Source organism: Qipengyuania gaetbuli (assembly GCF_009827315.1).
Lineage (GTDB): Bacteria > Pseudomonadota > Alphaproteobacteria > Sphingomonadales > Sphingomonadaceae > Qipengyuania > Qipengyuania gaetbuli.
Genome location: NZ_WTYF01000004.1, coordinates 2,177,776 through 2,204,618, shown reverse-complemented (window position 1 = coordinate 2,204,618; position 26,843 = coordinate 2,177,776). Strand labels below are relative to the sequence as shown.

Sequence of the window (26,843 nt, the reverse complement as noted above, 5' to 3'; positions counted from 1 at the left end):
AGCATCCCGAGGCCTGAACCAAAGGCGACGCTTGTAGCGCGGGCCTTGGGGTGCAATCTTCCCGTCCATGCCGGGAGCGCACACCAAGGCCTTTACCTGCGACCATGTCGTCAATCCCGACGGCAGCGTCGAATTCGCCTGTTCGCAGGACGAGGCGCTGTGGCCGTGGTTGCGGATCGGTCCGCATCATCCCGGAGCGATCCAGGCGGCCAGCTACTGGCTGAGCGTCGAAAGCGCGATGGCGCTAGGCGGCTGGGACCCCGATAAGTGGTCGGCCCTCATCTGGACGCACTGGCGCTGCGGCGAGCCCGGCGTCGGCCGCATGGCCCGCGGACGCTACGAACGAACGCGGATCGAGGGCAAGGAAAGCTTTTCCATCCATCTTCATGACGCATCGGGCGCGCTGGTCTGCCGCCTGGACGGGCGCGGCGTCGTTTTCCGCACGCGCGACTTCGAGAAATGGCGCAGCGGAGCCAAGGAGCGGGACGACAAGGTTTCCTCCGCCGATTTCCACTATGCCGACCGGTCAATGCTCGGCCTCGGCGAGGGAGAATTCCCCTTTCTCGGCCCGCTGGACGGCATGCAGGCCACGGGCCTGCTCGATCCCGCCAATGCCATGCCTCCCGCCCACCCCTGGCTCGACGGATCGGGCGACCACGTGAACTCGGCGCACCTCGCCGAAGTGGCTCGCCAGTTCGTAAGCCTGGTGCGCGCAGGAAATCCGATCCGGGTGAACGAAGCCGACATGCGCTTCGACCGCTACGTCGAACTCGGGGTCCCGTTTGAGGTCGAATGCCTTGCCGACACCGGGACCCGCATCACCATGCAGATCCGACAGTCGGGCCGGGACTGCACGTCGATCGAGTACGGCATCGACAGCTGATCCCCGACCGCATTTGGCGGAGCGCCGCATCCGTGCTATCTGCCGCGCACGGCAAACGCTCGGGTCGCGCTGGGGAGGGATCGGGCATGCCTTACAAATACGGACATTATTTCGTCGCTTTCACGCTGGCGATCACGGTCGGCGGCTTCTGGGCAAGTTACTTCACCGCGAGCGGTCCGATGCCGCTGGCGTTCCATGTCCACGCGGTAACGGCGATGACGTGGCTTGCATTCCTGCTGGTCCAGAGCGTTTCCATCCATTCGCGGCGCAACGCGCTCCATAAGACCATGGGTCAGGCGAGCTTTGCGCTGTTCCCGCTGCTGATGCTGGGCTTTGTCGCCATCATCAACCTTTCCGCATCGCGCTACCTCGCTCAGGAAAGCCCGTTCATCATGGAACTCGGCCCTGCGTTCGGGATCGCCATGGTCATCGCGCTCGCCGCCTATCTGACGCTGTTCTACAATGCGCTCAAACATCGGCGGAACATCAAGCTGCATGCGGGATACATGCTCGCAACCCCGATGATCCTGTTCGAATCTCCGTTCAGCCGGCTGATGGAGCACCTCTTCCCGTGGATGAATTTCATCCAGAGCGGCGGACCGCGGAATGTCCTCGACACGATCGCGATCAGCGACACCCTGGTCTCGGCCTTTGCCTTGGCGCTCTACTTCCGCGACCGGAAACATGGCGCACCGTGGTTGATGGCCGCAGGGTTCGTGATGCTGCAGGCAGTGGTGACGTGGTTTGCGCCCGACATGACGTTCCTCAACGCACCGTTCAAAGCCTATGCGCAGATACCGGGTAGCATCACCCTGGCTGCCGGTGCGCTGGCCGGGATCGCAGTGACCTATTTCGGCTGGGTCGCCGGATCACGCCCCGCCGCAGCGCGCGCGGTGCCCGAAACCGGCTGATCAAATCGCGCGCCAGCTGGCATAGAAAATCGTTTCTGCCTTCTGCAAATGAGGAGTATGTGACGCGCACGGGTCGCGAAGACTGCCTTCTGTACTTTCGAGTCCATTCGAATGGAGGTGACCCATGAGAAACTTCGCGTTTTTTCTCCCAGTCTGCGCCTTGGCCCTGTCGGCTCAACCAGCGCTCGCACAAGACCGCCATATCGAGGCGGTAAGCCATTCCATCCAGGCACCGCCAGGCGCCTCGGCCACATTGGGCGTGCGAATCCCCCTCGGCGTCGAACGCGAGCGGCAAACCTCGCCCGTCTTCGGCCTGACCGTCGCCTACGGGGTACCGATGGAAAGCAGTCATCCTTCGCAGCAGATCCGCACCCGCAAGGTCGAACTAGCCCAGTTGAATTTCGACTCCGGAGGAGCGCGCGACTTGCAAGTCGCCAACTTCAGTCTGGCGCAGCTCGGTCGTGACGACATCGGGAAGCAACGCGCCAACCTGTCCACCGGCGAAACGCTGCTGGTGGTTGGCGGGGTGGCTGCTGCCGCGGTTCTGATCGTATTCGTCGCCGCCGACGACGAGGATTTCAATTTCTTCGAGGAATGACCGGAAGAGCTCGCGGCAGGGAAGGCTTCGACTTTCCCTGTCGCGGTGCTTTGGCATCTAGTCGGCGGTCCACCGAGCGACGAAAAAGCCGTCCAGTCCGCCGGCCTCTGCCAACATGCCGGGATCGGTGCGCAGCCAGCCCGCCTCGGTCGGGGAGATGCCTGCGGGCAATTCATCAGCAAGGACGGGCTTCGGCGTGAGCGTGACGCGCTCCGCCTGTGCTTCGCCCTCCTCCTGCTCGAGCGAACAAGTGGCATAGACCAGCGTGCCGCCGGGTTTGAGCCAGCCTTGTGCGCGCTCGAGGAGCGCTGCCTGCAGCTCGGCCATTTCCTCGATCTGGCGCGGGCCGATACGATGGAGCACATCGGGGTGGCGACGCGCGGTCCCCGTCGCCGTGCAGGGCGCGTCGAGCAGGATCGCATCGAACTGGTGTTTCGGTTCCCAGGTGAGCGCATCGGCGCGCACGGTTCCTGCGGCAAAGCCGGTGCGCTTGAGATTGGCTTTCAAAAGATCGAGGCGGCGCTTGGAAATGTCGAGCGCGGTGACCTTCCACCCTTGCGCGGCAAGTTGAAGCGTCTTGCCGCCGGGCGCCGCGCACAGGTCGAGCGCGTGGCGGCCCTCGCCCGCGCCGAGCAGGCGCGCCGGGATCGAGGCGGCAAGGTCCTGAACCCACCACGCCCCGTCCGCAAAACCGGCCAGCTTCTCGACACTCTCGCCGCGCGGCAGGCGCAGATGGCCCGGCATCAGGCTGTCGGCGGCAAGCTTCGCCTTCCACACCTCTGTCTTCGCCGGATCGCGCAGCGTCAGGTCGAGCGGCGGCGGTTCGGCGAGGCCGGCAGCGATGGCCGATGCCGGTTCGCCCCAGCGTGCGGCCACTTCGGCGGGCAGGGTTGGCGCATCGGGCAGCGCGACCTCGCGCTTGGTCAATGTGGAGAAGACCCCGTGCGCCAGCCTGCGCGGTCCGCCGGCAAGCAGCGGCAGGCCGGTTGCGATCACCGCGTGGGGCGGCGTGTCGAGGCGCAGCCACTGGGCCAGCATCATGCGCAGGACAGTGCGCACCTTGGCATCGTCGGGCAGTTTCTGCTTCGTCGCGCTGTCGATGGCCGCGTCGAGATCAACCAGCCAGCGCAGCACCTCGCCCGCGATGGCACGTGCCAGCGCCTTGTCCTCGAACTTGCGCACGTCACTGGTGGCTGCGCCAAAGGCGACGTCGAGCGTCTCGCCCCGGCGAAGAACTGCGTCGAGCAAGCGAAGCGCGGCCTTGCGCGCGTGGATTCCCTGAGGCTGTGCCATTTCTGCTGCGCCCCTACCCCCACTTGAAACCATGCGCCAGCCTGCGCATTTTACCCGCATGACCGAACGCGCGACCAAGCGGCCCGAGAAATTCGAAAAGCCCGAACACTGGAGCAGCGAACCGCCGCCCAAGCCGAAGAAGGGCGAGGTCGACGAGGACCTCAGCCCCACGCGCTACGGCGACTGGGTCAAGGACGGCATCGCGATAGATTTCTAGCCATGGTGAGGCCCGATCCACTCGAGGGACGCGAAGCTCCCCGCGACATTCGCTATATCCTGGCGACGATCGCTGGCGGCGGCGTCTTGGTCCTGGGCCTGATCATCATCTGGAATGTCGCCAATGGGGCAACGTTCGCGGGAAACGAAGGCCGGGACTTCTCCTTCGGCGAAAGGCTCGCGACCGGATTTTTCATCGCTTTGGTCGGCGCCGGTCTCTTGAGGCATGCTGCCAACGGCTTCAAGCGCCTCGACAGCGACGAATAGTTCAGCCGAGTTTCTTCAGCCTGATCCGCAGGCCGTCTTTCGGCTTGGGGATCGGCCAGGGCTGCCATTCGGGATCGCCGGCAGCCAGCTCGATCTCGTAGCGCGGCAGCATCTGGGCCAGCAGGATCTTCACCTGCATGTAGGCGAAGTGCAGGCCGAGGCACATGTGCGCGCCGCCGCCGAAGGGGACCCAGGCGTATTTGTGCCGCGCCTTTACCGCGTCGGGCGTGAAGTGCATCGGGTTGAAGCTGTCGGGCGTGTCCCAATGTTCCGCCATGTGGTGAACCATGTGGGCGTTGATGCCGACCGGCGTGCCGGCCGGGATCGTGTAGCCGCCATATTCGAAATCCTTCAGCGCGCGGCGCGGGGTCGAAGGGACCGGCGGCACCATGCGCAGCGCTTCCTTGAAGGCCATCTCCGACAGTTCGAGCTTGCCCAGGTCCTCGTAGGCGAGATCGCGCACCTTGCCCTTGGCATCGACGCCGCCGGTCACCGAAATGACTTCCTGCCGCAGCTTTTCCTGCCATTCGGGGTGCTTGGCGAGCAGCCAGATCAACGAGGTCGCCGAGCTGGTGATCGTGTCGTGCGCGGCCATCATCAGGAAGTTCATGTGGTCGACCACCTCGTCGACCGGCATCAGGCTGCCGTCTTCGTGCGTAGCCGTGGCGAACTGGCTGAACATGTCCTGCCCGCCGCCTTCCGCGCGGCGGCGATGCGTTTCCCTGGTGAAGTATTCGACGAGGAATTTGCGCCCGTCGACGCCCTTCTTCATCTGGGTGAAGGGCAGCGGCCTTCGCACCGGTGCGACGCTGGCCTGCACCATGTCGATGAAGGCAGTGTTGATCTTGTCGGCTTCTGGGCCCCATTCGATGCCGATGAAGCTGTCCGCTGCAAGATCGAGCGTCAGTTCCTTGATCGAGGGGTAGAAGCGCATCTCGCCCTCGCCCCACTGCTCCATGCGCTGGGCGATGCCGCGATTGAGGCTGCCCGAATAATGGCGCATCGGTTCAGGCTTGAATGCGATCGACAGCGCACGGCGGTCGGCCCGGTGATGGTCAAAATCAAGCAGCATCAGGCCGCGCGGGAACAGCTGGTCAAGGATCGGGCCCCAACCCTGTTCGCTGGAAAACAGCTTGCCGCGGTCGAACAGCATCAGCTCGTTCGCATCGGCGCCGATCAGGGCAACCTGCCAGCCGCCAAAGGCCCAGTTCTTGTAGACCGGCCCGTAGGTCTCGTACATCCGCCGGGCAAAGCCGTGCGGATCGGCCAGCATACGGAAGGTATTGCCGACAACCGGCCAGCCACCCTCGCCCGGAATATGATCGAGCGCGCCGTCCGGCAGGCGGTCGCTCCAGTGGGTGAACTCGACAGGCTTATGCTCGGCTAGCGTGGCCATGAAATAGGTTGCTCCTGACTACTTACTTCCTTGTAAGTAATCCCGGGACCTAAATCCAGCCCGACAATTCGCGCCGCAGTACGCTTTCCAGCATTGCAAGACCAGCGTCGGAGGCATTGAGGCAGGACAGGGCCGCAAAATGCGTTCCGCCGCCTTCGAGGAACTCGTCGCGCCCTTCCATGGCCAGCTCTTCCAGCGTTTCCAGGCAGTCGGCGGAAAAGCCCGGCGCAGCAATCGCGAGTCGCTTCGTGCCGGCAGCGGCCTCTTCCTTCAGCACGGTGTCCGTCGCCGGCTCCAGCCATTTTGCCGGACCGAAGCGCGACTGGAAACTGGTGCGGAACCGGAGGCCACGACCGGCCAGCCGTTCTTGAAGGAGGCGCGAGGTCTTCTGGCATTGGCAATGATAGGGGTCGCCCAATTCAAGCGTGCGCTGCGGCATGCCGTGGAAGCTGAGCACCAGCACTTCGGGCGCGAAATCGAGCGCGTCGAGCTGGCGGACAAGGTCGGCCTCCAGCGCATCGATATAGGCGGGATCGTCGTGATAGGGCGGCAGTGTGCGAATGGCGGGCTGCCAGCGCATCTTGCGCAGGGCATCGGCGGCCTTGTCCACCACCGTCGCCGTCGTCGCCCCGCTGTATTGCGGGTAGAGCGGGGCGAGCAGTATCCGGTCGCAGCCCGCGTCCATCAGCGCCTGCAACCGCTCGGCGATTGCAGGCTGGCCGTAGCGCATTGCATATTCGACCATCACGCCCTGCCCCAGCCGTTCCTGCATCGCCGCGGCCTGCGAGCGGGTGATCACGGCGAGCGGAGAGCCTTCGGGCGTCCAGACCTTGGCATAGGCTTTGGCACTGCGCTTGGGCCGCGTGTTGAGGATAATCCCGCGCAGTATCGGTTGCCAGACGATGTCGGGGATCTCGACCACGCGCTTGTCCGACAGGAATTCGCCGAGATAACGCTTCACCGGCCCGCGCTCGGGCGCATCGGGCGTGCCGAGATTGACGATAAGTACGCCGATCCGGCCCGATTTGACAGGCGGGTGATCGGCGGGAAGTTGCTGGTCCTGCCAGGTCACTGCGCGAACCTCATAAACCCTCCGAAAGAAGCGGGAGGCGGCGCAGGCGCAGGCCCGCCGCCGCAAACAATGCATTGCCGATGGCGGGCGCCGCCACCGCCACACCAAGTTCGCCGGGATCGAACGGTTCCGCGTCGCTGGCGATGAAATCGACCACGATTTCCGGACAATCGGCCAGTCGCGGCAGTTCCAAGGCGCGCAGGTTGCGCGGGACCGGATGGCCGCTTTCGTATTTCACCGAGGAGCCCAGCGCCAGCGACAGGCCGTAAACCAGCCCGCCCTCGATCTGCTGGCGGGCGATGTCGAGATTGACGATCCGCCCGATGTCGACTGCTGCGGTCAACTGCGTCACGCGCGCACCGCCCGGGCCCATGCCCGCCTGCGCCACGCAGGCGATGTGCCCTGCGGTCGCCGCGTCCTGCCCCATGCGCACCATCGCGATGCCCTGCCCGCTGCCGGAGCGCCCGCCGTCCCATTCGCCGAGGCGCGAGGCGCGGCGCAGGCATTCGGCCATGCGCGGCGCGCCGCCGAGAAGGGCCATGCGGTAGAGGAAGGGATCGCGCCGGGCTTCCACGGCCAGTTCGTCGATGAAGGTTTCGGTGAAGAAGGCAGTCAGCGCCTCGGCCCCACCGCGCATCCGCGTGACCGGCAGGCGGATGCTGGCCGGAACGTGGTCCACCGCGACTTCGCCGATACCATAGGGGGGAATCGCACCGGCGACCGCCAGCGCATCGGCCTTGCCGCGGCTTTCCTCGCGCGCGGCCTCGGGCGTCAGATTGTCGAACAGGCGGTGGCCCATCTCGCGCATGAAAGGCGGCGTGGTGATGCGCGCCCGCCAGGCGAGCGGCTGGCCTTCGCCGCCTAGGCTGGCCGCCATGTCCGCCGCTGCCGGAGCGCGCGGAGGCACGGCCTGAATATCCTGAACGCGCGACCAGGTGAGCTGGACCGGCCTGCCGATCTCGGCGGCGATCTGCGCGACCTCGATCGCGTGCTGCTTCTCGATCCGGGCATCGAAACTGCCGCCTGCCGCGACGGGATAGAGGACCACGTCCTCGGGCGAGATGCCGATCGCCTTCGCGGCCGCTTCGCGCGCGGCTGCCGGAGCCTGCGAGGCCATCCACAATTCGAGCCGCCCGTCGACCAGCCGCGCGGTTGCGCTGGCGGTTTCTAGCGGGACGTGGACGGCGGGCGCCACGTCATAGCGACGCTGGAGCGAGGGCTTGCCCAGCGCGGCGTCGGGATTGCCAAGCTCGAATATCCGCTCGCCAAGGTCGGCGCGCTGTTCGTGGGCGCGCTCTATTTCTGTATCGAGCACTGCCTGTTCGAGCGCGCCGGGACCGGTGAAATGGGCGCGCATCCGCGCCAGCGCCTGGTCGGCGATCCACCAGCTTTCGGCCACCGCCGCCAGCCAGCGCTTCGACTTCACCACGCCCACGAGCCCGCGCATTCCCGCCACCGCGCCCTCGTCGAAGCGGAACAGTTCGGGCAGGCCCACGGGCCCGTGGCGGATCGAGGCGAAGACCATGCCGGGCAGGCGGATATCGCCTGCGAACAAGTGGCTTCCGTCCACCTTCGATGGCAGGTCGATGCGCGGGAAAGCGGTCGGTGCATCGGCCTCGCCGAACACCGGGTCCTCGAAGGCAGCGACCGGCAGCAGCGGCGCAGGGTCCGGCGGGTCGAGTTCGCGCGCGTCATCGACCAGTTCGCCGAAACGCAATTGCCCACCAGTCGAATGGCGCACGAAACCGCCACTCACCTCGCACTCCTCGGCCGCGACGTCCCAGCGGTCTGCCGCCACGCGCACCAGCATATCACGCGCACTGGCGGCCGCGGCACGCAAGGGCGCCTCGTAAGCGGCAAGCGAGGTTCCGCCGACGGTTGCGCCGAACGCCGTTGCGCCGGCGAAGCGCTCGACCAGCCAGTCGTCGGGTTCGCCTGCAAGCGAGGGGAAGTTGGCCCACAGCGGCGCCCATTGCGCGGCCAGGGGCAGGTTGGGGAAATGGCCAGAAGGCGAAACCGGCTCTGCCCCGACCTGCCGCCAGTCCGCGCCCAGTTCCACTGCCGCGATTTGCGCGAGCAGCGTGGTGATGCCCTGCCCCATCTCGAGCTGCGGGATAGCGACCGTGACCACGCTGTCGCGTCCGATGGTCAGCCAGCCGCCGAATTCAGCCTCTCCATCTCCGGGCACCAGCGAAGTCGGGTAGCTGCGTGGCCAGAGCGTCCATGCCAGCAGCAGGCCGCCGCCCGCCGCCGCGCCGACCAGCAATTGCCGGCGCGAGACGTCGGGCAGTTTCACCCGGCCAGCGGCTTCGGTCAGCTTCTTGCGGAAATCCATGCCGCCAGCTTTCCGGCAATCGAGAGGAAGGGTTCGGCCTGCGCGCTGTCGCCCGCCGCCGGAGGTTCGCCTGCATCGCTGCCTTGGCGGATCGCCAGGTCGAGCGGGATGCGGCCCAGGAAGGGCAGCTCCAGCCGCTGTGCCGCTGCTTCCACACCGCCCTTGCCGAAGGGATCGGAAACCTCGCCGCAATGCGGGCAGGCATAGCCGGCCATGTTCTCGACCAGCCCGATCACGGGCACCGCTGCCGCATCGAAGAACTGCCCGGCGCGCGCCGCGTCGATCAGCGCCAGATCCTGCGGTGTCGAGACGAGGATCGCGCCCGCCGGCTTGTATTTCTGCACCATCGTCAGCTGCACGTCGCCCGTGCCCGGCGGCAGGTCGATGAGGATCACATCCTCTGCGTCCCAATGCGCATCGATCATCTGCGCCAGCGCATTGCCGACCATCGGGCCGCGCCATGCGATGGCGCGGCCGGGCGCGACCAGCTGGCCCATCGAGAGCATGCGCACGCCGAATTTCGTCTCCACCGGGATCATCCGGTTGTCGCGGGCATCGGGCTTGGCATCCTCCGCATCGAAGATGACCTGCTGCGAGGGGCCATAGACATCGGCATCGACCAAGCCGGTGCGAATGCCCTGCCGGGCGAGCGCGATGGCGAGATTGGCGGTAAGCGTCGACTTGCCCACGCCGCCCTTGCCCGATCCGATCGCGATGAGCGTGGGCGCCTTGCGCTCTGCCGTCATGACGACGCGCACGTCGTTCACGTCGCTGCGAGCGGACAGCCGCGCGGTTATGTCACGCTCGATTGCGGCGCGTTCGGCTTCGCCGAGGCCGGCCGCATCGAACACGATCAGCGCGCGCCCGTCCTTCAGCGTCGCTGCGCTGACACGTCCGGCAAATTCGGGTGGAAGATCGTCGGTAATTTCGCTCGTCGCCATGCTGAGCGCTGCTGTAGCATCGAAATCCGCACCGCAACCCCTGTTTTTCCGCCAAACCCTTCCTATAAGACATTCATGAGAATTCTGGACGGATTTGGACGGAGGATCGGCCTCGCAATGGCTGGCGGAAAGAACCCCTGGGGTAGCGGGGGCAGTTCATCGGGAGACGGTGGCGACAAGGACGAGCCCGAGGCAAGCAAGCCCAAGGGCCCCAAGAACCCGTGGCTGCCGCCCGGCAGCGGCGGCGACCGTCGCGGTCCCAATATCGAAGACATCTTCAAGAGCCGCGGGCCCGAAGGCCCGCGCCGCACCGGCGGACCAGGCGGTCCCGGCTTCCGGATGCCCCAGCGCCCCGGCGGCAAGAGCTGGTTCCCCGTGGCAGTGGCCGGCATCGTCGGGCTCGGCCTGCTTGCGACCAGCGTCCACCTGATCGGCCCGCAGCAGGAAGCCGTGGTCAAGACGCTGGGCAATTACACTCGCCCAATGACCCCGGGCCTCAACTTCTCGCTGCCCTTCCCGATCGAGACGGTCGACGTGGAAGACGTGCAGGGCGTGCGTATCGTGCGTGTTCCCGGCTCAAACCAGCAGGTGAAGCTGATCCTGACGGGCGATCAGAACCTCGTGGACCTCAGCTTCATCGTGCGCTGGAACATCTCCGACCTGGAAGACTTCAAGTTCCGCCTCGTCGACCCCGTGGAAACGGTCAACGACGTGGCCGAGGCCGCGATGCGCGCCGCGGTTGCCGAAACCGAACTGGACGAGACATTCTCGGGCCAGGGCCGTGCGGCGATCGAACAGGAAGTGCGCGAGCGGATGCAGCGCACGCTCGACGGCTACCAAGCCGGTGTGCGCGTGCTCGGCGTCGAAATCGAAAAGGCAGACCCGCCGTCCGACGTGGTCGAGGCCTTCCGCGACGTGCAGGTCGCCGAACAGCAGGCCGATGCCGCGCGCAACAAGGCCCGCGGTGAAGCGCAGCAGGTGCTTGCACAGGCGCAGGGTGAGGCGGAAGCCTTCGACAAGGTCTACGAACAGTACCGCCTTGCGCCCGAAGTGACGCGCCAGCGCCTCTATTACGAAACCATGGAGCGGGTACTCTCGAAGACGCCCAAGACCGTGGTCGAAACCAACAATGTGACGCCCTACCTGCCGCTGCCGGAAATCCGGCGCCGCGCCCAGGAAGCGCCGCAGGCGAACACCGTGACCACGCAGGAGGGCCAGTAACATGGCCATGAACATGCAGCAGATCTGGGAAGATCATAAGGCGACCGTCGCCGCCCTTGGCCTCGCGGTGGTGGCATTCATGCTGAGCGCCTTCGTCGTGCCCGAAGAAGAGCAGGTCGTGATTGTCAGGACCGGTGAACCGGTCGGCACGATCAATACGCCCAGCGGCAACCTGAAGGCCGGCCTCCATTTCCGCTGGCCCTTCATCGACAAGGTGGTGCGCATCGAAAAACGCCTCCTCGACCTCGAGATGAGCGACGAGGAAGTGCTTTCGAACGACCAGCAGCGCCTGCTCGTCAACGCCTATGCCCGTTTCCGCATCACCGATCCGGTGACGATGGTGGAACGCGCCGGTTCGACCGATGGCGTGCGCAATGCCCTGCAGCCGATCCTGAACTCGGTCCTGCGCCAGGAACTGGGCCGCCGCACCTTCCAGTCGATGCTGACCGCGGAACGCGGCGATGCGCTCGCCAATGTGCGCGCCAATCTCGACCGGCAGGCCCGCCAGTACGGCGCGGAAGTGGTGGACGTGAAGATCACCCGCACCGACCTACCCGAAGCGCCGCTGCAGTCGGCTTTCCGCCGGATGGAATCGGACCGCGAGCGCGAAGCGCGCACGATCCGCGCACAGGGGGCCCGCGATGCCCGCATCATCCGTGCAGAAGCCGACGCGGAAGCTGCGCGCATCTACGCCGAAAGCTTCGGCAAGGACGCGGGCTTCTACGACTTCTACCGCGCGATGCAGAGCTATGATGCGACTTTCGCACCCGGCAATGGGAATGCGGAAAGCAACATCATCCTGTCGCCGGACAACGAGTACCTGCGGCAATTCCGCGGGCGGCGTTGACGGTTCGTCGAACGCGTCACACCGCGTTCAACGGGCATTCAGCGCCTCTTGGCAGTCTCGCCAGCAGGAACCGCCTGCACAGGTCCCGCATAAAAGCGGTGTGATCTGCGTGCAGACACAGACGAAGAGGAAATGAAGGACGTGAAGCCAGTGCGATATGCATATTCCGTAACCGCCGCCCTGCTTGCCGGAGGCGCCGCTCTTTCCCTCGCCGGATACCCCGCCGGAGCGCAGGTCGCCCAGAACGACGATTCCCACATGGCCCGCGTGGTCCCGCGTGCCGGGGCACCCGAAAGCTTCGCCGATCTGACGGCCCAGCTGCAGCCCGCCGTGGTGAACATCTCCACCCGCCAGCGGATCGAGATTTCCAACGGCAATGGCGGCAATCCCTTTGCCGGCACGCCATTCGAAGACCTGTTCAACCGCCGCAACGGCGGCCAGCAGCCGCAGGAACCGCAGTACCGCGAAGGCCAGTCGCTGGGTTCGGGCTTCTTCATTTCGGCCGACGGTTATGTCGTGACCAACAACCACGTCGTCAGCCCTTCGGGCCGCGGCACGGTCGAGGAGATCACCGTCACCCTGCCCGACGGCACCGAATACGAGGCGGAACTGGTCGGCACCGACGCCCAGTCCGACCTTGCCGTACTCAAGGTCAGCCGCAGCCAGCCCTTCCCCTTCGTGAAGTTCGGCGATTCGAGCCAGGCGCGCGTGGGTGACTGGGTCGTCGCCATCGGCAATCCCTTCGGCCTTGGCGGCACGGTGACCAGTGGCATCGTCTCCAGCGTGCTGCGCAACACCGGCGCGGGTGCATACGACCGCTACATCCAGACCGATGCGGCCATCAACCGCGGCAATTCGGGCGGCCCGCTGTTCGACATGCAAGGCAATGTCATCGGCATTAACAACGCGATCTACTCGCCTTCGGGCGGCAGCGTGGGCATCGGTTTCGCAATTCCCGCAGAAACCGCCGCACCCATCGTCGACAAGCTGCGCCGCGGCGTGGAAATCGAACGCGGCTATCTCGGCATCCAGATCCAGCCGGTGACCGAAGACGTCGCCGCATCGCTCGGCCTCCAGCGGAATCGCGGCGAGTTCGTGCAGTCGGTCCAGGCCGGCCAGCCGGCCGAACGCGCCGGCCTGCAGCCGGGTGACATCGTGCTCAAGGTCAATGGCCGAGACGTGACGCCCGACCAGACGCTGTCCTATCTCGTCGCCAATATCTCGCCGGGCACGACCATCCCGCTCGATGTCGTGCGCGATGGCGAACGCCGCCGCATCAACGTCACCGTGGGCAAGCGTCCGACCGAAGAGGAACTGCGCCAGAGCCAGATGTTCGACCCCGATGCCGAACAGGAAGACGACATGGCGCCGAGCGACAATGCGGTGATTGAGGAACGCCTCGGCTTGCAGGTGCTCGAACTGACGCCGCAGATTGCCCGCCAGCTGGGCGCTGGCGCCGATACGCGCGGCGTGGTGATCGCCTCGGTCAACCGCAACTCGGATGCGGCGCGCAAGGGCCTGCAGCGCGGCGACATCATCCTGTCCGCGAACTATCGCCCGCTGACCGCCGTTACCGACCTCGAGACGGCTGTCCGCGGTGCGCAGGCCGACAACCGCGAGGCCGTCCTGCTGCGCGTCCAGCGCCGCGGTCGCCCGGCCCAGTACGTGGCGGTTCGCCTGATGCGCTGAACGCACTCGGCAAGGCTGCAAACGAAAAGCCCTCCCGGTTCGCGCCGGGAGGGCTTTTTCTTTGCTCGAAAGCGCTGCCTACTGGCGGGGGCGTTCGGGCTGGCGCTGTTCGTTGCGCCCCGTAGCCCGGTCGAGGAAGTCGTCCCCGATGGCTTGCGGTGCGCCATCCGCCCCGCGCCCCGGCTGCCCGCGCACGGGCGGCTGCTCGCGCAGCGGGGGCCGCGTGGGATCGGTCGGGACCGGTTGCGGACGTTCGCCGTCCACCGGGAAGGGTAGCTGCCCGTCGGGCCCCTCTGGCGCACGACCAGGCTCGATCAGATTGCCCTGCTCGTCGATGTAGTAATAGTCGTCCGGGCTTCCGAAAAAGTACTCGTCATCTTCCTCAAGCTGCCATTCGGGCAGCTTGAGTTCGGTATCGAATTCCTCGACCGGGCGGTCCTTCACCGCATAGCGCATGAAGGCAGCGAAGGCCTTGGCCGGGGCGGCACCGCCCTGTAGCCCGCCGACGCGCTTGTTGTCGTCGCGGCCCATCCACACGCCGGTGGTGATGCCGGACGAGAAGCCGACGAAATAGCCGTCCTTGTTGGAACTGGTGGTGCCCGTCTTGCCGGCCACCGGGCGCCCAATCTGCGCGGCGCGGCCCGTGCCGGTCTGGACGGCCGCCTGCAACAGGTCGGTCATGCCCGCCGCCACGTGGTCGGGCACGAGCTGCGTGCTGCGCGACTTCTTGTGCTCGTAAAGCGTCTCCCCATCGGAAGTCGTCACCTTGACGATGCCATAGGGTTCGACCGAAGCCCCTTTGTTCGAAACCGCGGCAAAGGCACGGGTCATGTCGAGCAGGCGGACCTCGTTCGAGCCGAGCACCATGGCCGGATAGGTGTTGATCGGCGTGCTGATGCCGAAACGGCGCGCCATCGACGCGACCGAGCCGAATCCGACCTCGTTGCCCAGCTGCGCGGCCACGGTATTGACCGAATAGGCAAAAGCCGTGCGCAGGTCCGTCTCGCCGATATTGCGTCCCGTGGAGTTGCGCGGGCTCCACCCGCCGATGGTAACCGGCGTGTCCACCACCCGGTCTTCCGGCGTGTAACCGGCTTCCAGCGCGGCAAGATAGACGAACAGCTTCCAGCTCGATCCCGGCTGGCGCAGCGCATTGGTCGCGCGGTTGTAATTCGTCTCGACGTAATCGGTGCCGCCCACCAGCGCGAGGATCGCGCCATCGCGGTCGACGCTGACCAGCGCGCCTTGCGAGCCTTCGGGCACGTTCGACTGGACTGCGGCGGTGGCTGCGCGCTGCATTCCGACATCGAGCGTGGTCCAGACCTCGATCGGCTCGAACGTCTCGGGCAGCAGCAGGTCGAGCTGCGGCAGCGCCCAGTCGGTGAAGTAGCGCACCGAGTTCTGTGCGGCCTCTTCCTTCAGCCGGACTTCCGAAGGATCGACCGTGGCGTCCTGCGGGATGAAGTTCTGTTCCTTCATCAGGCGCAGCACCACGCTGGCGCGGCCCACGGCGGCATCGACATCGGCGGTGGGCGAATAGCGGCTGGGTGCCTTCACCAGGCCCGCGATAATTGCCGCCTCGCCGACCGAGAGTTCGTTGGCAGGGTGGCTGAAGAACTTCCGGCTGGCCGAATCGATGCCGTAGGCACCGCCGCCGAAATAGACCTTGTTAAGGTAGAGCTCGAGGATTTGCTCCTTGGAGAACTTCCATTCCAGCGCCATCGCCAGCACCGCTTCGCGCAGCTTGCGGTCGAGCGAGCGGTTGGAATTCAGGAACACGTTGCGCGCCAGCTGCTGGGTGATGGTCGAGGTCGCACCGAGCCGGTCCTCCCCCGTAGCCCAGACATAGACGGCGCGCGTCAGGCCGTAAGGATCGACCCCGGGATGCGAATAGAACCGCCGGTCCTCGACCGCGATCATCGCGTCCTTCATGACCTGCGGGATCTCGTCATGCGACAGCCACTTGCCGTAGCTCGGCCCGAGTTCAACGATCTCGGTCCCGTCGCGGGCGCGCACGACGATGGTCTGCGCGTTCTGCGTGGCTTTCAGCTGGTAAAAGCTGGGCAGCGAACGGGCGGCAAATCCGACCGCGATGGCGAGGAAGAGCGCACCGAGGAGCGCCAGCGCGGCACCCCAGACGAAGAGCCTTTTGGTCCAACGCCAGAACCGGCCGGGTTCGCGTTGACCGTCGGCCTCGGCGCGCTGGGCCCGCTGTGCTCGAGCGGCCTTCTTGCGCCGGCTGCCTCTCTTATCCATTCTTCGCAAAATCCCTCATGCGGCCTGGCAGTGCCCTATAGATGCCACAATCTCGCATGGCGAGCCTCAACCCCCGCTGAACGCCCCGAAACGCCCCCTCAGTCCTCCGGCTCGAAATCGAGCGCGGCGGAATTGATACAATAGCGCAGGCCCGTCGGGCCGGGGCCATCGGGAAAGACATGGCCGAGGTGGCCGTCGCATTTCGAACAGACGACCTCGGTGCGAATCATCCCGTGGCTGGTGTCGCGATGCTCTTCGACCGCCGCGCCATCCGCGGGCGCGCTGAAGGCGGGCCATCCGCAGCCGCTGTCGAATTTCTCGTCGCTTTCGAACAGGAGCTGGCCGCAGGCAGCACAGTGGTATTCGCCTGCCTGCCTGTTCTTGTCGTATTTGCCGGTGAAGGCCCGCTCCGTGCCTTTCTCGCGCAGGATATGGTACTGTTCGGGGGTGAGCGTTTCGCGCCATTCGGCCTCGCTCTTGATCAGCTTGTCACTCACGCATTGTCCTTTCGGCTGGCCTACCCATATAGGTGCAACAGGAGGCGATGCACGCGGTTCCTGACCCGGGCAGCATGTCATGCGACGATGTGCTTGACGATTCGGGCCCTCACCGCTAAGTGCGCCGCTTTCCGGCGGGCATCCGCCTCTTTCGACACGACCAGACAAGATTTCCGCCGCCCGTAACGTGCGGCCCGACCGAGGACAGACATGGCCAATACGCCGCAAGCCAAGAAGCGCATCCGCCGCAACGACAAGCGCGCCGAGATCAACGGTGCCCGCATGAGCCGCATCCGCAACTTCGTGAAGAAGGTCGAACTGGCCATCGAAGGCGGCGACAAGGAAACGGCCAAGACCGCCCTGCTCAACGCGCAGCCGGAAATGGCTCGCGGCGTTGCTCGCGGCGTCATGCACAAGAACACCGCGGCTCGTAAGATGAGCCGCCTGTCGAAGCGCGTCGCAGCGCTCTGATTCGGCCTCCGGCGGCAACGCCGGACCACGGAATCGACAAGGGGTCGACACGTCAGGTGTCGGCCCCTTTGACATATCCGGCACACTGTTGTCGCAATTCGTTGCCGCACCGTCTCCGGCCCGCAATCAAAACCCAGCGTTTCCAACGATTCGCATCCTGTGAATGTTCACATTGACGGAAAAACAGGGGTTTGAACGGCGGCCTGCGGGGTTCAGCGAGTCAACAAGTTTATTTCAGATTTTTTGCACTTATCCCCCTTGCGACTCATCGCCGCGGCGACTTATCAAATAGCTCTGCTCGGGGGGGACAGCCCGAGTTTTCACATCGATGGCCAATTGGGGGGAGTGCCCGGGAATCCTGCGATTCCGGGCAACGGCGGAGCCGTGCCGTCCGCCCACGCCGAATAAAAAGCACACCCGGTCGCCAAGGCCGGGCACCGGGGGTTGAATTCACTATGGTCAAGACGGGTGACCTTGCGAACAAGCGGAAGGCAAAAGACGAAATGGAGGATCTGGAGGCGGTAAACCTGGCAGCCGATTGGGCTGACATCAGCCAGGGGCTCCGCAAGGATCTCGGCCATCAACTGCACAGCCAGTGGATCAAACCGATCCAGCTCGGCAAGATCGATCCGGAAACGGGTACGCTGGACCTGTTCCTGCCGACCGAATTCAGCGCCAACTGGGTCAAGGACCGCTTTGCCGACCGGCTCAGCCTGGCATGGAAGATCGCCCGCAGCGAAGTGCGCCGCGTAGCCATCTCGGTCCATCCGGGTCGCCGCCAGGTCGCCGACCTGCGCCTGCACGGCGACGGCCGTCGCCCGGCCAACGATGGCGATCATTCGATGATGGCGATCGGCGCGGACACGCTGGGCGACCAGGGCTTCACCTCCTCGGTGGGCCTCGACGCCTCGCTCAGCTTCGCTGCCTTCGTGACGGGCGAAGCCAACGTGCTTGCCTTCAACGCCGCGCAGCGCATGGCCGCGACCGAAAAGCCGCAGTTCTCGCCGCTCTATCTCAAGGCCGCTACCGGCCAGGGCAAGACGCACCTGCTGCATGCCATCGGCCATGCTTTCCTGAAGGCCCACACGCGCAGCCGCATCTTCTACTGCAGTGCCGAACGCTTCATGGTCGAATTCGTCCAGGCGCTGAAGGCCAACCGGATGATCGAATTCAAGGCGCGCCTGCGCAGCTTCGACCTGCTGCTGGTGGACGACATCCAGTTCATCATCGGCAAGGCGTCGGCACAGGAAGAACTGCTCTACACGATCGATGCGCTGCTGGCCGAAGGCAAGCGCCTTGTGTTCGCAGCCGACCGTGCGCCGCAGGCGCTCGACGGGGTGGAACCGCGCCTCCTCTCGCGCCTGTCGATGGGCCTCGTCGCGGACATCCAGCCCGCCGACATCGAGCTGCGCAAGAAGATCCTGCACTCCAAGCTAAGCAAGTTCGCCCCGCTCGCCGTGCCGGAAGACGTGATCGAATTCCTCGCCCGCACCATCACGCGCAATGTGCGCGAGCTGGTCGGCGGCCTCAACAAGCTGATCGCCTATGCGCAGCTGACCGGCCAGGAAGTCTCGCTCCAGCTCGCCGAAGAACAGCTGACCGACATCCTGTCGGCCAACCGCCGCCGGATCACGATCGACGAGATCCAGCGCACGGTCTGCCAATTCTATCGCATCGACCGTAGCGAGATGTCGTCCAAGCGCCGTGCGCGCGCGGTCGTCCGCCCGCGCCAGGTCGCGATGTATCTTTCCAAGGTGCTGACCCCGCGCAGCTATCCCGAAATCGGGCGTAAGTTCGGCGGCCGCGATCACTCCACCGTGATCCATGCCGTCCGCCTGATCGAGGACCTGCGCGAACGTGACGCCGACATGGACGGCGATGTGCGCAGCCTGCTGCGCCAGCTGGAGAGCTGATTTTTTCCTGACCCTTCGGATCGCGCCCCGGGCATGGAAAAGCTGACGATCGACGGGCCTGTCGCAGAGGCCTGTCGACAGTCCCTCCACATGCTGCCAACAGGCCTTCCATGAGCCTGTCCCCAGAAGCCAACCGGCCGAGTGCCGTGGGCTACGACCTTCCAGCCAGCCTGTTTGCCGCGATGCTGCGCGGCGTGCGCCATCGCTGCCCGCGCTGCGGCGAAGGCAAGCTTTTCCGCCGCTGGCTGAAGCCGGTCGACACGTGCTCTGCCTGTTCGCTCGACATCTCGGGCCAGCGGGCCGACGATCTTCCCGCCTACATCGGTATTTTCGTGACCGGCCACCTGCTCGCGCCGGTGATCATCGCGCTGGTGACGAAGTGGGAGCTGGGCGCGGTTGCCCTCCTCGCCATCATCATTCCGCTGGCAATCGTGATGCTGGTCGCGCTGCTCCAGCCTTCCAAGGGCGCGGTGATCGGCCTCCAGTGGTGGAACGGCATGCACGGCTTCCGCAAGGAACGCTTGTCGGAAGGTGACGGAGCCGAGCGATGAGCCTGCCCGAAAACCGGCTGGAGCGATTCGCGCGCCATATCGTGCTCCCCGAGATCGGCGGCGCCGGACAGGTGGCCCTTGCGCAAAAGCATCTCGTGCTGGTCGGGCTTGGCGGGATCGGCTCGCCCGCGTTGCAATATCTGGCCGCGGCGGGGATCGGGAAGCTGACCCTGGTCGATGATGACAAGGTCGATGCCAGCAACCTCCAGCGCCAGACGCTCTACAATGAACGCGATATCGGCTTCGGCAAGGCGACCTGCGCCAAGCGCTGGGTGAAGCTGTTCGACCCGGCGCTCGACGTCGAGATCAGCGACCGCCGGATCGATGCCGAGAACGTCGACGCCCTTGTCGCATGCGCGGATCTCGTGCTCGACGGGACGGACAATTTCGCCACCCGTCTCGCCGTGTCGGATGCCTGCGTGCGCGCCGGCGTTCCGCTGCTGTCGGCTGCCGTGGGCCGGTTCCAGGGACAGGTCGGAGCCTTTGCCGGGCACCTCGACGAAGAGGCCTGCTATCGCTGTTTCGTGGGCGATGCCTTCGACGCGGAAGATTGCGACACCTGCGCCGAAGACGGAATGCTGGGCGCCATGGCCGGCTGGGTGGCGACCTTTGCCGCGATGCAGGCCGTACGTATCCTGCTAGACGGGACGAGCGCCTTCGGCCGTTCCGACTGGAGCAAGGTCTATTTGCTCGACGGCCTCAGTCCAGCGACCAGGGCTTTTTCGATCGCGAAGGATCCGGCCTGCAATGGATGCGCGAGCCGTTAGCACTTTCCTCGCAGATGCGGCCCAGCCGGTCGCGGCCCGGTTCGGGCGCATCGAGCCAGTAGAACAGGAATGCCGCGAGCAGGACTCCGCCTGCCACCAGCGCCTTCAGTCCCAGCACCGCGCAGCCGCCGCTCACTCCGGCCCCGGTGTAATCCTGCCGGGCGAGGCTGTCCTCGACACCCCTTTTCGCGCTGAAGAAGGCCGTTCCGCCGACCGCGATCAGGACGATCGGCGTCGCGAACAACAGCACCAGCGTATAGAAGATCATGTCGCCGGAAATGCGGCATTCGTGGCAGAAGAGTAGCAGGCTCGCCCAGTACCACGCGACATAGGCATAGGGCAGGACCAGCAGCAAGCAGGCGATGAGTGCGCGGCGTGACATTCCTGCTTGCTAGCGCAGTGGCCTAAAGATTTCGAACCTCCCCCAGATGCGACAGTGGGCCGGGACGCGCCTCTCGGCGGCGTATCCCGGCCCACGCACCCCCGCGGTGTCGCAGTGCCGCGGGAAAGCCGGTCAGTCTCCGCGGCGCAGGAACCACTCGCTGGTCAGAACTTCCAGGCGGCGGTCGTCCATGTACCAGGCGTCGGTCGCCTCGTCATAGACGCAGGGAAACGCACGGACGAGCAGGCCCGCAACCTCGCCGATATTGGAGAAAGTATTGGGGAAGCGCTGAAGCAAGCTCGGCCGGTCCTCAACGCTGAAGCGCGCGCTCGCCGCTTCGCACTGTCCACGCGTGTCATATGCAGTGTCGAGGTTGAGAATGTGGTTGGCCGAAGCCGGTGCGGGAAGCACCACCAGCGCCACAGTGGCCGCAAGAAGCAGTCTCTTCATTTCGCTCTCCTCTTGTTTCAAGCGAACGGCGGATTGCCGCTGAGAGAAGCTTATCGTGTCATCTGGCCGAACCCATGATGGGAGGCTGATGCTTTGCCGATGATTTGGCGAAGGAAGACCGATGGGCGAAACAGGCCTTTTGAACCAGTGCCTTAGCTGCCCAGAATTTCGCTAACCCAATGCGGAACGAGGTCGCCGGCGCGGCCCTGGCGCGATTCGTGAAACCAGTGCGAGCCTTCGCTGCGGTCGAGGTTGAGTTCGAGGGTTCGGGCGCCGAGATCGCGGGCATCGCGCACGAAGCCGGCGGCAGGATAGACCGCGCCGCTGGTGCCGATCGACACGAACAGGTTAGCCTGGCGCAGCGCGGCATAGATGCGGTCCATCTGGTAAGGCATCTCGCCGAACCACACGACGTCGGGGCGCAGGGAATGCGCCTCGCAGGTCGGGCAGGCGGGCCGGTCGACCAGCGGCCCGGTCCAGCGGTGCCGCCGCTCGCAGACGGGGCACAGGGCGCTCAGCAGTTCACCGTGCATGTGCAGCACGCGGCTTGCGCCTGCACGTTCGTGCAGGTCGTCGACATTCTGCGTGACGATGAGCAGCTCTCCGCCCCACTCCGCATCAAGCCGGGCAAGCGCCTCGTGCGCGGCGTTGGGCGCGACCTCCTGCACTGCGGCGCGCCGGGCATCGTAGAAGCGCTGGACCAGTTCAGGATCGCGGGCAAAGCCTTCGGGCGTCGCCACATCCTCGACCCGGTGCCTCTCCCACAGGCCGCCCGCCGAGCGGAAGGTGTCGATCCCGCTTTCGGCGGAAATCCCGGCGCCGGTCAGGACGACGATGTTGCGCAGAGCGACCATAGGTTCCATGAACACGGAAACCCAAGGAGGGGCAATGCCAAGTTTCGGGATTATCGGCAGCAAGGGCGCGATGGGCGAAGCGCTGCACCGCGTGGTGGACGCTTCCGGCCATGAGTGGGCGGGCGGCGTGGACAAGGGCGGCGATGTGGCGGGGCTGGCCGATGCGTCCGACGCGCTGATCGATTTCTCTGCCCCTGGCGCGCTGCAGACGAACCTGCACGCGGCCGTCGGTGCGGGCATCCCCATCGTTATCGGCACCACCGGCCTCGAAGACCAGCACCACGCCGCCATCGACAGCGCAGCCCGCGCGGTGCCCGTGCTGCAGACCGGGAACACCTCGCTCGGCGTGACCCTGCTCGCCCACCTCGTACGCGAAGCGGCGCAAAGGCTGGGGGACGACTGGGACATCGAAATCGTCGAGATGCATCACCGCCGCAAGGTCGATGCCCCTTCGGGCACCGCCCTGCTGCTCGGCCAGGCGGCTGCGCAGGGCCGCGGGATCGACCTTGCCGCCAACCGCGAAAGCGGGCGCGACGGGCATACCGGCGCAAGGGCTCGCGGAGTGATCGGCTTCGCTGCCCTGCGCGGCGGGACGGTGGCCGGCGAACACAGCGTCATCCTCGCCGGCGAAGAAGAGCGGCTGACTCTCTCGCACAGCGCGGAAAACCGTGCCATCTTCGCACGGGGCGCGCTGAAGGCGGCCGAATGGCTGCTGGGGCGCGATCCGGGACGATACACGATGGAGGACGTGCTCGAACTCTAGCGGGCAGGCGATGATGGCGGGGCTGAGGACATTCTTGCACGAACAGCTCTTCGTCGGCGCGCATCCCGACGGGCGGCTAACAGTGCTCAACCGCCTGCTGATCCTCACTATCCTGCTGGCTGTCATCACTGCGGCGCTGGCGACAGAGCCGAGCCTGCCGGCCGAATGGCACACCGCCCTGCTGCGCACCGAAGTGGTTTTCGGCTTTATTTTCCTGCTTGAATATCTCGCCCGCATCTATGCCGCCGCGGAACAGCCGGGTAGCGGAAGCAGCTGGGCCAAGCGCTGGCACTTCATCCGTTCGCCGATCGGCCTGATCGACCTGTTCGTGGTCGTGACAACACTTGCTCCGCTGATGGTCGCCGATGCCGCGATCCTGCGTACCTTCCGCCTGCTGCGGGTCTTCGCCGTCGCCAAGTTCGGGCGCTTCTCCTACGCGGTGAAGGAATTGTGGGGGGCAGTGGTCGACCGAGTGGACGACCTCATCATCACTGCCGCCGTTGCGTTCGTGCTGGTACTGTTCGGCGCGACCGCGCTCTACATCGTTGAAGGGGACATCCAGCCCGACACCTTCGGATCGATCCCGCGCGCGCTCTACTGGGCGACCATCACTCTGACCACGGTCGGCTATGGCGACGTGACCCCGATCACTCCGCTCGGCAAGTTCTTCGCTGCCGGGCTGGCCATGTCGGGGATCGCCTTCGTCGCAATGCCAACAGGGATAATCGTGGCCGCGTTTTCGGATGCCATGCAGCGCCGCCGCGATCACCTGATCGAGGACATGCGCAAGCATCTCGAGGAACTCGATATCGAGGACGACAAGATCGAGGCCAAGATCGCCGCGCTCGAACGCGGACGGGGGCCGCGCCGCTGACAGCATGACAAAAGACCAGATCTTCGAGTTCTTCCGCCGCCTGGCGGAGGACAATCCCTCGCCCGAAACCGAGCTCGAATACGGCAATTGCTACCAGCTGGTGGTGGCCGTCGCCCTGTCCGCGCAGGCGACCGACGTCGGCGTTAACAAGGCCACTCGCGCGCTGTTTCACGAGGTCACAACGCCTGCACAAATGATTGAACTGGGCGAGGACGGCCTCAAGGAGCACATCAAGACCATCGGCCTGTTCAATTCCAAGGCGAAAAACGTCATCGCGCTGAGCCAGCTGCTGGTCGACGAATACGGCGGCGAGGTACCCGACACGCGCGAAGATCTGGTCCGCCTGCCCGGCGTCGGGCGCAAGACTGCCAATGTCGTGCTCAATTGCTGGTTCGGACAGGAAACCTTCGCGGTCGATACGCACATCTTCCGCGTCGGCAATCGCACCGGCCTCGCCAAGGGGAAGACCCCTGACCATGTCGAGGCCAAGCTGGAAAAGCGCGTGCCCCAGCCCTTCCGACTCGGCGCGCATCACTGGCTGATCTTGCATGGCCGCTATGTCTGCAAGGCGAGAACGCCCGAGTGCTGGCGGTGCAAGGTGGCGGATCTGTGCAGCTACCGGAAGAAGGTGCTGGAGAAGCCTAAGGGGCGCTAGGCGCGCTTTCTCCAGAACCTCCAGCGCTGGATTTGCATTGCACATCCCCAAAGCACTAAGGAGAGGATCGTCAGGATCACAAGGTGAAACATCACCCCCGCAACCAAATGCCACCACGGGCTGGCGGTGCTTACGGTGATGTCGAACCAGCCCGATACGATCAGAGGTTTGCCAAACGCAGCGCTCACGAGCCGCCAGATAGAAACGGTAACCTGCAGCGCCACCAGTGGACCGCCTAGAAGCGCCCAGAATATGTCGCTTCGCGTCGGTCGGCCGTCCACAAGCAGTTCTTCTTCCGTGAGCAAGTACTTCGCGGTCAGCTTAGACATCGTCCGCCGACTTCATCTCGACCGTATCAATCTCGCCCGTCATCACGGCCACAGTCGTCGCCACCGCAGCATCGCCGCTCACGTTGGTGGTGGTGCGCATCATGTCCATGATCCGGTCGACACCGGCGACGAAGGCGATCGTTTCCAGCGGCACGCCGACCGCACCGAAGACCAGTGCCATCATGATGAGGCCAGCCCCCGGAATGCCCGCCGCGCCGACCGCGCCGAGCGTCGCCAGGATCGAGATCAGGAAATACTGGCCCAGCGTCAGGTCGACGCCGAAGATCTGCGCGCCGAACAGCGTGGCAAGGCCGAGATACATCGCCGTGCCGTTCATGTTCACCGTCGCGCCGAGGCTGATGACGAAGGCCGCGACCGAATTCGACACGCCGAGGTTGCGCTCCGCACAGCGCAGCGTGACGGGCAGCGTGGCGTTGGACGAGGCAGTCGAATAGCTCACCGCCATCGCGTCGATGATGCCGCGGAAGAAGTCCCGCACGGGCAGCTTGGCGAGGAACTTGATCATCGCCGAATACATCACGAAAATGATCAGCAGGCAGCCCGCGTAATTGAGCGCCACCAGCTTCGCGAGGCTGAGCAGGGCGTCCAAGCCGAGCGTGCCGGCGACCCAGGCCATCAGCGCGAAGACGCCGAAGGGGGTGAGTTCCATCACCACCATCGTCACCTTCTGCATGACGACTGCGCCGCTATCGAAGATCTTCTGGACCGGCTCGCCCTCTTCTTTGGCCATCAGGATGCCGATGCCGACGAGCAGAGAGAAGACGATCAGCGGCAGGACGGCGACGTCCGCCATCACCTGCACGGGGCTTTCGGGCACGATCGAGAGGATCATGTCGACTGCAGTCGTGGGATTGGGTTCGGGCGTCGCGCCCTTCTGGATCGCGCTGGTATCGACGCCAGCGCCGGGGGCGAAGAAGGTGCCGAGACCGAGACCGAGCCAGACCGCGATCTGGCCGGTCACGACGAACAGCAGCATGGCTCTGCCGCCCACCGCGCCCAGCTTGCGCAAATCGCCGATGGCGGCCACGCCGGACACGAGGCTGAAGAAGATCAGCGGGACGACCAGCATCTTGATCGACTTGATGAAGAAATCGCCGATCCACTTGATGCTTTCCGCATCCGGCCCCCAGGAATAGCCGGTCAGGACACCGAGCAGGAGCGCTGTCAGCACACGCTGCCACAGCGGAATTTCAAACCAGGTCCTCAGCACGGCGATCCCCTCGTATTCCAGTATTTACAGTGCCAGCGCGTCTTTCGCGATTGCTGCGTAGATGCGGCTTAGCGTGGAAAGGTCCTCTATGGCCACCGCCTCGTCCCGCTTGTGCATGGTTGCGTTGCACAGGCCGAATTCGATCACCGGGCACACGGCGCGCAGGAACCGCGCGTCCGAGGTGCCCCCGGTGGTCGAGGGTTCGGGATCGAGGCCCGTCTCCGCTTTCACCGCGCTCGCGATGATGTCGGAGAATTCGCCCGGCGGGGTCAGGAACGGCTCGCCCGAAATGATCGGCAGCGCCTGCCCGCCATGCTTTTGCGCGATCGCCCCGATTTTTTCTGACAGCGAGGCACCCGAATGGCAGTCGTTGAAGCGGATCGAGATGCGCGCCTTCGCCTTGGCGGGAATGACGTTGTGGGCGCGGTTCGGCGTGTCGATCTCGGTAATTTCCAGATTGCTCGGCTGGAACCAGTCGGTCCCTTCGTCGAGCACCAGCGCATCGAGTTCGGCGAGCATGGCGACCAGCTTGGGGATCGGGTTATCGGCAAGGTGCGGATAGGCGACGTGGCCCTGCGCGCCCTCGACTTCCAGCCAGATGTTGACCGATCCGCGCCGGCCGATCTTCATCATGTCGCCCAGCCGGTTGACCGAAGTCGGCTCGCCCACCAGGCACAGGTCAGGCTGGTGGCCTTCGGCCTTCATGAAGTCGATCAGCGCGCGGGTGCCGTGGAGCGCGGGGCCTTCCTCGTCGCCGGTGATGATGAAGCTGATGGTACCGGCATCGGCCGGGACATTGGCCACGGCGTCGACCATGCAGGCGATCGAGCCCTTCATGTCCACCGCCCCTCGTCCGTACAGCAGCTCGCCGCGTTCTTCCGGCTCGAACGGCGCGCTGGTCCAGCCATCGCCCGGCGGCACCACGTCGAGGTGGCCTGCAAAGGCGAAGTGGCGCGATCCTTCAGGGCCGCGGCGGATGGCGAAGAGGTTCTCCACCGCTTCCTCCGGCGATCCGGGCTCGCCATCACCGCGCCGGAACCGCGTCACCTCGAAACCGAGCGGGGCGAGCATCGCCTCCATCGCATCGAAAACCGGGCCCGTGGCCGGGGTCACGCTGGGTGCGGCAAGGAGCCGCTTGGCGAGGTCGAGAACTTGGGTCATGTTCGCAGCGCTAGCAGGAG

The 26,843-nt window shown here is 65.4% G+C and carries 28 protein-coding genes; 15 read left to right on the top strand and 13 right to left on the bottom strand.

Annotation, left to right across the window (positions count from 1 at the left end; genetic code table 11):
• The first annotated feature begins 67 nt into the window (after positions 1-67).
• The 3 genes from GRI42_RS13360 (at position 68) to GRI42_RS13350 (ending at position 2,392) form a co-directional block, all read left to right on the top strand.
• Positions 68-883, top strand: a complete 816-nt coding sequence (locus tag GRI42_RS13360; protein WP_160608958.1) for a hypothetical protein — start codon at positions 68-70, stop codon at positions 881-883.
• An 86-nt stretch (positions 884-969) separates the two neighbouring features.
• A complete protein-coding gene (locus GRI42_RS13355) occupies positions 970-1,794 on the top strand; it encodes a hypothetical protein (RefSeq protein ID WP_160608957.1) in 825 nt (274 codons plus the stop codon).
• A 124-nt stretch (positions 1,795-1,918) separates the two neighbouring features.
• The gene (locus tag GRI42_RS13350; RefSeq protein ID WP_160608956.1) at positions 1,919-2,392 is read left to right on the top strand and encodes a hypothetical protein; all 474 of its coding nucleotides are present in this window, start codon (positions 1,919-1,921) and stop codon (positions 2,390-2,392) included.
• A gap of 57 nt (positions 2,393-2,449) precedes the next feature.
• On the opposite strand, the gene GRI42_RS13345 is transcribed toward GRI42_RS13350, so the two are convergent.
• The gene (locus tag GRI42_RS13345; RefSeq protein ID WP_160608955.1) at positions 2,450-3,685 is read right to left on the bottom strand and encodes an RsmB/NOP family class I SAM-dependent RNA methyltransferase; all 1,236 of its coding nucleotides are present in this window, start codon (positions 3,683-3,685) and stop codon (positions 2,450-2,452) included.
• A gap of 58 nt (positions 3,686-3,743) precedes the next feature.
• Between GRI42_RS13345 and GRI42_RS13340 the strand changes: the two genes are divergently transcribed.
• Together GRI42_RS13340 and GRI42_RS13335 are read left to right on the top strand one after the other, a co-directional pair.
• Positions 3,744-3,902 carry a DUF1674 domain-containing protein gene (locus GRI42_RS13340; RefSeq protein ID WP_160608954.1) on the top strand — a complete coding sequence of 53 codons (159 nt, stop codon included), beginning with the start codon at positions 3,744-3,746 and terminating at the stop codon, positions 3,900-3,902.
• 2 nt (positions 3,903-3,904) lie between these two features.
• Positions 3,905-4,168 carry a hypothetical protein gene (locus GRI42_RS13335; RefSeq protein ID WP_160608953.1) on the top strand — a complete coding sequence of 88 codons (264 nt, stop codon included), beginning with the start codon at positions 3,905-3,907 and terminating at the stop codon, positions 4,166-4,168.
• A gap of 1 nt (position 4,169) precedes the next feature.
• Here GRI42_RS13335 and GRI42_RS13330 read toward each other — a convergent pair whose 3' ends face one another.
• Genes GRI42_RS13330 through GRI42_RS13315 form a run of 4 tightly spaced genes read right to left on the bottom strand, consistent with a single transcriptional unit; the run spans position 4,170 to position 9,912 of the window.
• Positions 4,170-5,564, bottom strand: a complete 1,395-nt coding sequence (locus GRI42_RS13330; RefSeq protein ID WP_160608952.1) for a cytochrome P450 — start codon at positions 5,562-5,564, stop codon at positions 4,170-4,172.
• Positions 5,565-5,613: 49 nt separating this feature from the next.
• The gene (gene hemH, locus GRI42_RS13325; protein ID WP_325065338.1) at positions 5,614-6,636 is read right to left on the bottom strand and encodes a ferrochelatase; all 1,023 of its coding nucleotides are present in this window, start codon (positions 6,634-6,636) and stop codon (positions 5,614-5,616) included.
• A 10-nt stretch (positions 6,637-6,646) separates the two neighbouring features.
• Entirely contained in the window at positions 6,647-8,971 is a 2,325-nt protein-coding gene (locus tag GRI42_RS13320; RefSeq protein ID WP_160608950.1) for a molybdopterin cofactor-binding domain-containing protein, read from the bottom strand.
• Positions 8,950-9,912 (bottom strand): Mrp/NBP35 family ATP-binding protein, encoded by a 963-nt coding sequence (locus tag GRI42_RS13315; RefSeq protein WP_160608949.1) that lies wholly within the window; start codon positions 9,910-9,912, stop codon positions 8,950-8,952. Before GRI42_RS13315 ends, GRI42_RS13320 begins: the two co-directional genes overlap by 22 nt.
• 117 nt (positions 9,913-10,029) lie before the next feature.
• Here GRI42_RS13315 and hflK point away from each other — a divergent pair, with 117 nt between their 5' ends.
• The 3 genes from hflK (at position 10,030) to GRI42_RS13300 (ending at position 13,669) form a co-directional block, all read left to right on the top strand.
• Complete coding sequence (gene hflK / locus GRI42_RS13310; protein WP_234033956.1) at positions 10,030-11,133, top strand: protease modulator HflK; 1,104 nt, start codon at positions 10,030-10,032, stop codon at positions 11,131-11,133.
• A 13-nt stretch (positions 11,134-11,146) separates the two neighbouring features.
• Entirely contained in the window at positions 11,147-11,980 is an 834-nt protein-coding gene (hflC, locus tag GRI42_RS13305) for a protease modulator HflC (protein WP_160609227.1), read from the top strand.
• A 132-nt stretch (positions 11,981-12,112) separates the two neighbouring features.
• A complete protein-coding gene (locus GRI42_RS13300; protein ID WP_170290020.1) occupies positions 12,113-13,669 on the top strand; it encodes a Do family serine endopeptidase in 1,557 nt (518 codons plus the stop codon).
• 78 nt (positions 13,670-13,747) lie between these two features.
• Here GRI42_RS13300 and GRI42_RS13295 read toward each other — a convergent pair whose 3' ends face one another.
• Positions 13,748-15,925, bottom strand: coding sequence for a transglycosylase domain-containing protein (locus GRI42_RS13295; protein ID WP_160608946.1), 2,178 nt, complete (start codon positions 15,923-15,925; stop codon positions 13,748-13,750).
• A 98-nt stretch (positions 15,926-16,023) separates the two neighbouring features.
• Positions 16,024-16,422, bottom strand: coding sequence for a peptide-methionine (R)-S-oxide reductase MsrB (gene msrB, locus GRI42_RS13290; RefSeq protein ID WP_160608945.1), 399 nt, complete (start codon positions 16,420-16,422; stop codon positions 16,024-16,026).
• Between the two features lie 210 nt (positions 16,423-16,632).
• Between msrB and rpsT the strand changes: the two genes are divergently transcribed.
• From rpsT to GRI42_RS13270, 4 genes are all read left to right on the top strand, one after another.
• A complete protein-coding gene (gene rpsT, locus GRI42_RS13285) occupies positions 16,633-16,893 on the top strand; it encodes a 30S ribosomal protein S20 (protein ID WP_160608944.1) in 261 nt (86 codons plus the stop codon).
• A gap of 503 nt (positions 16,894-17,396) precedes the next feature.
• Positions 17,397-18,806: a chromosomal replication initiator protein DnaA gene (gene dnaA, locus GRI42_RS13280; protein ID WP_234033955.1), complete on the top strand. Its 1,410-nt coding sequence runs from the start codon at positions 17,397-17,399 to the stop codon at positions 18,804-18,806.
• A gap of 110 nt (positions 18,807-18,916) precedes the next feature.
• Positions 18,917-19,357: a DUF983 domain-containing protein gene (locus GRI42_RS13275; protein ID WP_160608942.1), complete on the top strand. Its 441-nt coding sequence runs from the start codon at positions 18,917-18,919 to the stop codon at positions 19,355-19,357.
• On the top strand, positions 19,354-20,124 hold the full coding sequence (locus tag GRI42_RS13270) for a HesA/MoeB/ThiF family protein (RefSeq protein WP_199800470.1): 771 nt from the start codon (positions 19,354-19,356) through the stop codon (positions 20,122-20,124). Before GRI42_RS13275 ends, GRI42_RS13270 begins: the two co-directional genes overlap by 4 nt.
• Here the strand turns inward: GRI42_RS13270 and GRI42_RS13265 are convergent.
• The 3 genes from GRI42_RS13265 to GRI42_RS13255 all read right to left on the bottom strand — a co-directional run bounded on the left by GRI42_RS13265 (position 20,057) and on the right by GRI42_RS13255 (position 21,810).
• Entirely contained in the window at positions 20,057-20,506 is a 450-nt protein-coding gene (locus GRI42_RS13265; protein ID WP_160608941.1) for a hypothetical protein, read from the bottom strand. The genes GRI42_RS13270 and GRI42_RS13265 overlap by 68 nt on opposite strands.
• 132 nt (positions 20,507-20,638) lie before the next feature.
• Positions 20,639-20,956, bottom strand: coding sequence for a hypothetical protein (locus GRI42_RS13260; RefSeq protein WP_160608940.1), 318 nt, complete (start codon positions 20,954-20,956; stop codon positions 20,639-20,641).
• A 152-nt stretch (positions 20,957-21,108) separates the two neighbouring features.
• Positions 21,109-21,810, bottom strand: coding sequence for an NAD-dependent deacylase (locus GRI42_RS13255; RefSeq protein ID WP_160608939.1), 702 nt, complete (start codon positions 21,808-21,810; stop codon positions 21,109-21,111).
• 34 nt (positions 21,811-21,844) lie between these two features.
• Here GRI42_RS13255 and dapB point away from each other — a divergent pair, with 34 nt between their 5' ends.
• The 3 genes from dapB to nth are packed head-to-tail and all read left to right on the top strand — an operon-like array spanning position 21,845 to position 24,102.
• Positions 21,845-22,573, top strand: coding sequence for a 4-hydroxy-tetrahydrodipicolinate reductase (gene dapB / locus GRI42_RS13250; RefSeq protein ID WP_160608938.1), 729 nt, complete (start codon positions 21,845-21,847; stop codon positions 22,571-22,573).
• A 34-nt stretch (positions 22,574-22,607) separates the two neighbouring features.
• Complete coding sequence (locus tag GRI42_RS13245) at positions 22,608-23,447, top strand: ion transporter (RefSeq protein WP_160608937.1); 840 nt, start codon at positions 22,608-22,610, stop codon at positions 23,445-23,447.
• A gap of 4 nt (positions 23,448-23,451) precedes the next feature.
• Positions 23,452-24,102, top strand: a complete 651-nt coding sequence (nth, locus tag GRI42_RS13240; RefSeq protein WP_160608936.1) for an endonuclease III — start codon at positions 23,452-23,454, stop codon at positions 24,100-24,102.
• On the opposite strand, the gene GRI42_RS13235 is transcribed toward nth, so the two are convergent.
• The 3 genes from GRI42_RS13235 to dapE are packed head-to-tail and all read right to left on the bottom strand — an operon-like array spanning position 24,099 to position 26,823.
• Entirely contained in the window at positions 24,099-24,431 is a 333-nt protein-coding gene (locus GRI42_RS13235; protein ID WP_160608935.1) for a hypothetical protein, read from the bottom strand. The genes nth and GRI42_RS13235 overlap by 4 nt on opposite strands.
• Positions 24,424-25,662 carry a dicarboxylate/amino acid:cation symporter gene (locus tag GRI42_RS13230; RefSeq protein ID WP_160608934.1) on the bottom strand — a complete coding sequence of 413 codons (1,239 nt, stop codon included), beginning with the start codon at positions 25,660-25,662 and terminating at the stop codon, positions 24,424-24,426. The genes GRI42_RS13235 and GRI42_RS13230 overlap by 8 nt, the downstream gene beginning before the upstream one ends.
• Positions 25,663-25,686: 24 nt before the next feature.
• A complete protein-coding gene (dapE, locus tag GRI42_RS13225; RefSeq protein WP_160608933.1) occupies positions 25,687-26,823 on the bottom strand; it encodes a succinyl-diaminopimelate desuccinylase in 1,137 nt (378 codons plus the stop codon).
• Positions 26,824-26,843 lie beyond the last annotated feature (20 nt).

Coding starts and splice junctions, on each gene's coding strand:
- GRI42_RS13340 (WP_160608954.1), top strand. CDS start 3,744: ATGACCGAACGCGCGACCAAGCGGCCCGAGAAATTCGAAAAGCCCGAA.
- GRI42_RS13335 (WP_160608953.1), top strand. CDS start 3,905: ATGGTGAGGCCCGATCCACTCGAGGGACGCGAAGCTCCCCGCGACATT.
- dapE (WP_160608933.1), bottom strand. CDS start 26,823: ATGACCCAAGTTCTCGACCTCGCCAAGCGGCTCCTTGCCGCACCCAGC.
- GRI42_RS13350 (WP_160608956.1), top strand. CDS start 1,919: ATGAGAAACTTCGCGTTTTTTCTCCCAGTCTGCGCCTTGGCCCTGTCG.
- hflC (WP_160609227.1), top strand. CDS start 11,147: ATGCAGCAGATCTGGGAAGATCATAAGGCGACCGTCGCCGCCCTTGGC.
- GRI42_RS13270 (WP_199800470.1), top strand. CDS start 19,354: ATGAGCCTGCCCGAAAACCGGCTGGAGCGATTCGCGCGCCATATCGTG.
- GRI42_RS13300 (WP_170290020.1), top strand. CDS start 12,113: ATGAAGGACGTGAAGCCAGTGCGATATGCATATTCCGTAACCGCCGCC.
- hflK (WP_234033956.1), top strand. CDS start 10,030: ATGGCTGGCGGAAAGAACCCCTGGGGTAGCGGGGGCAGTTCATCGGGA.
- GRI42_RS13355 (WP_160608957.1), top strand. CDS start 970: ATGCCTTACAAATACGGACATTATTTCGTCGCTTTCACGCTGGCGATC.
- GRI42_RS13235 (WP_160608935.1), bottom strand. CDS start 24,431: ATGTCTAAGCTGACCGCGAAGTACTTGCTCACGGAAGAAGAACTGCTT.
- GRI42_RS13345 (WP_160608955.1), bottom strand. CDS start 3,685: ATGGCACAGCCTCAGGGAATCCACGCGCGCAAGGCCGCGCTTCGCTTG.
- GRI42_RS13255 (WP_160608939.1), bottom strand. CDS start 21,810: ATGGTCGCTCTGCGCAACATCGTCGTCCTGACCGGCGCCGGGATTTCC.
- nth (WP_160608936.1), top strand. CDS start 23,452: ATGACAAAAGACCAGATCTTCGAGTTCTTCCGCCGCCTGGCGGAGGAC.
- GRI42_RS13360 (WP_160608958.1), top strand. CDS start 68: ATGCCGGGAGCGCACACCAAGGCCTTTACCTGCGACCATGTCGTCAAT.
- GRI42_RS13295 (WP_160608946.1), bottom strand. CDS start 15,925: ATGGATAAGAGAGGCAGCCGGCGCAAGAAGGCCGCTCGAGCACAGCGG.
- dnaA (WP_234033955.1), top strand. CDS start 17,397: ATGGAGGATCTGGAGGCGGTAAACCTGGCAGCCGATTGGGCTGACATC.
- GRI42_RS13330 (WP_160608952.1), bottom strand. CDS start 5,564: ATGGCCACGCTAGCCGAGCATAAGCCTGTCGAGTTCACCCACTGGAGC.
- GRI42_RS13315 (WP_160608949.1), bottom strand. CDS start 9,912: ATGGCGACGAGCGAAATTACCGACGATCTTCCACCCGAATTTGCCGGA.
- GRI42_RS13265 (WP_160608941.1), bottom strand. CDS start 20,506: ATGTCACGCCGCGCACTCATCGCCTGCTTGCTGCTGGTCCTGCCCTAT.
- rpsT (WP_160608944.1), top strand. CDS start 16,633: ATGGCCAATACGCCGCAAGCCAAGAAGCGCATCCGCCGCAACGACAAG.
- GRI42_RS13275 (WP_160608942.1), top strand. CDS start 18,917: ATGAGCCTGTCCCCAGAAGCCAACCGGCCGAGTGCCGTGGGCTACGAC.
- GRI42_RS13320 (WP_160608950.1), bottom strand. CDS start 8,971: ATGGATTTCCGCAAGAAGCTGACCGAAGCCGCTGGCCGGGTGAAACTG.
- GRI42_RS13260 (WP_160608940.1), bottom strand. CDS start 20,956: ATGAAGAGACTGCTTCTTGCGGCCACTGTGGCGCTGGTGGTGCTTCCC.
- dapB (WP_160608938.1), top strand. CDS start 21,845: ATGCCAAGTTTCGGGATTATCGGCAGCAAGGGCGCGATGGGCGAAGCG.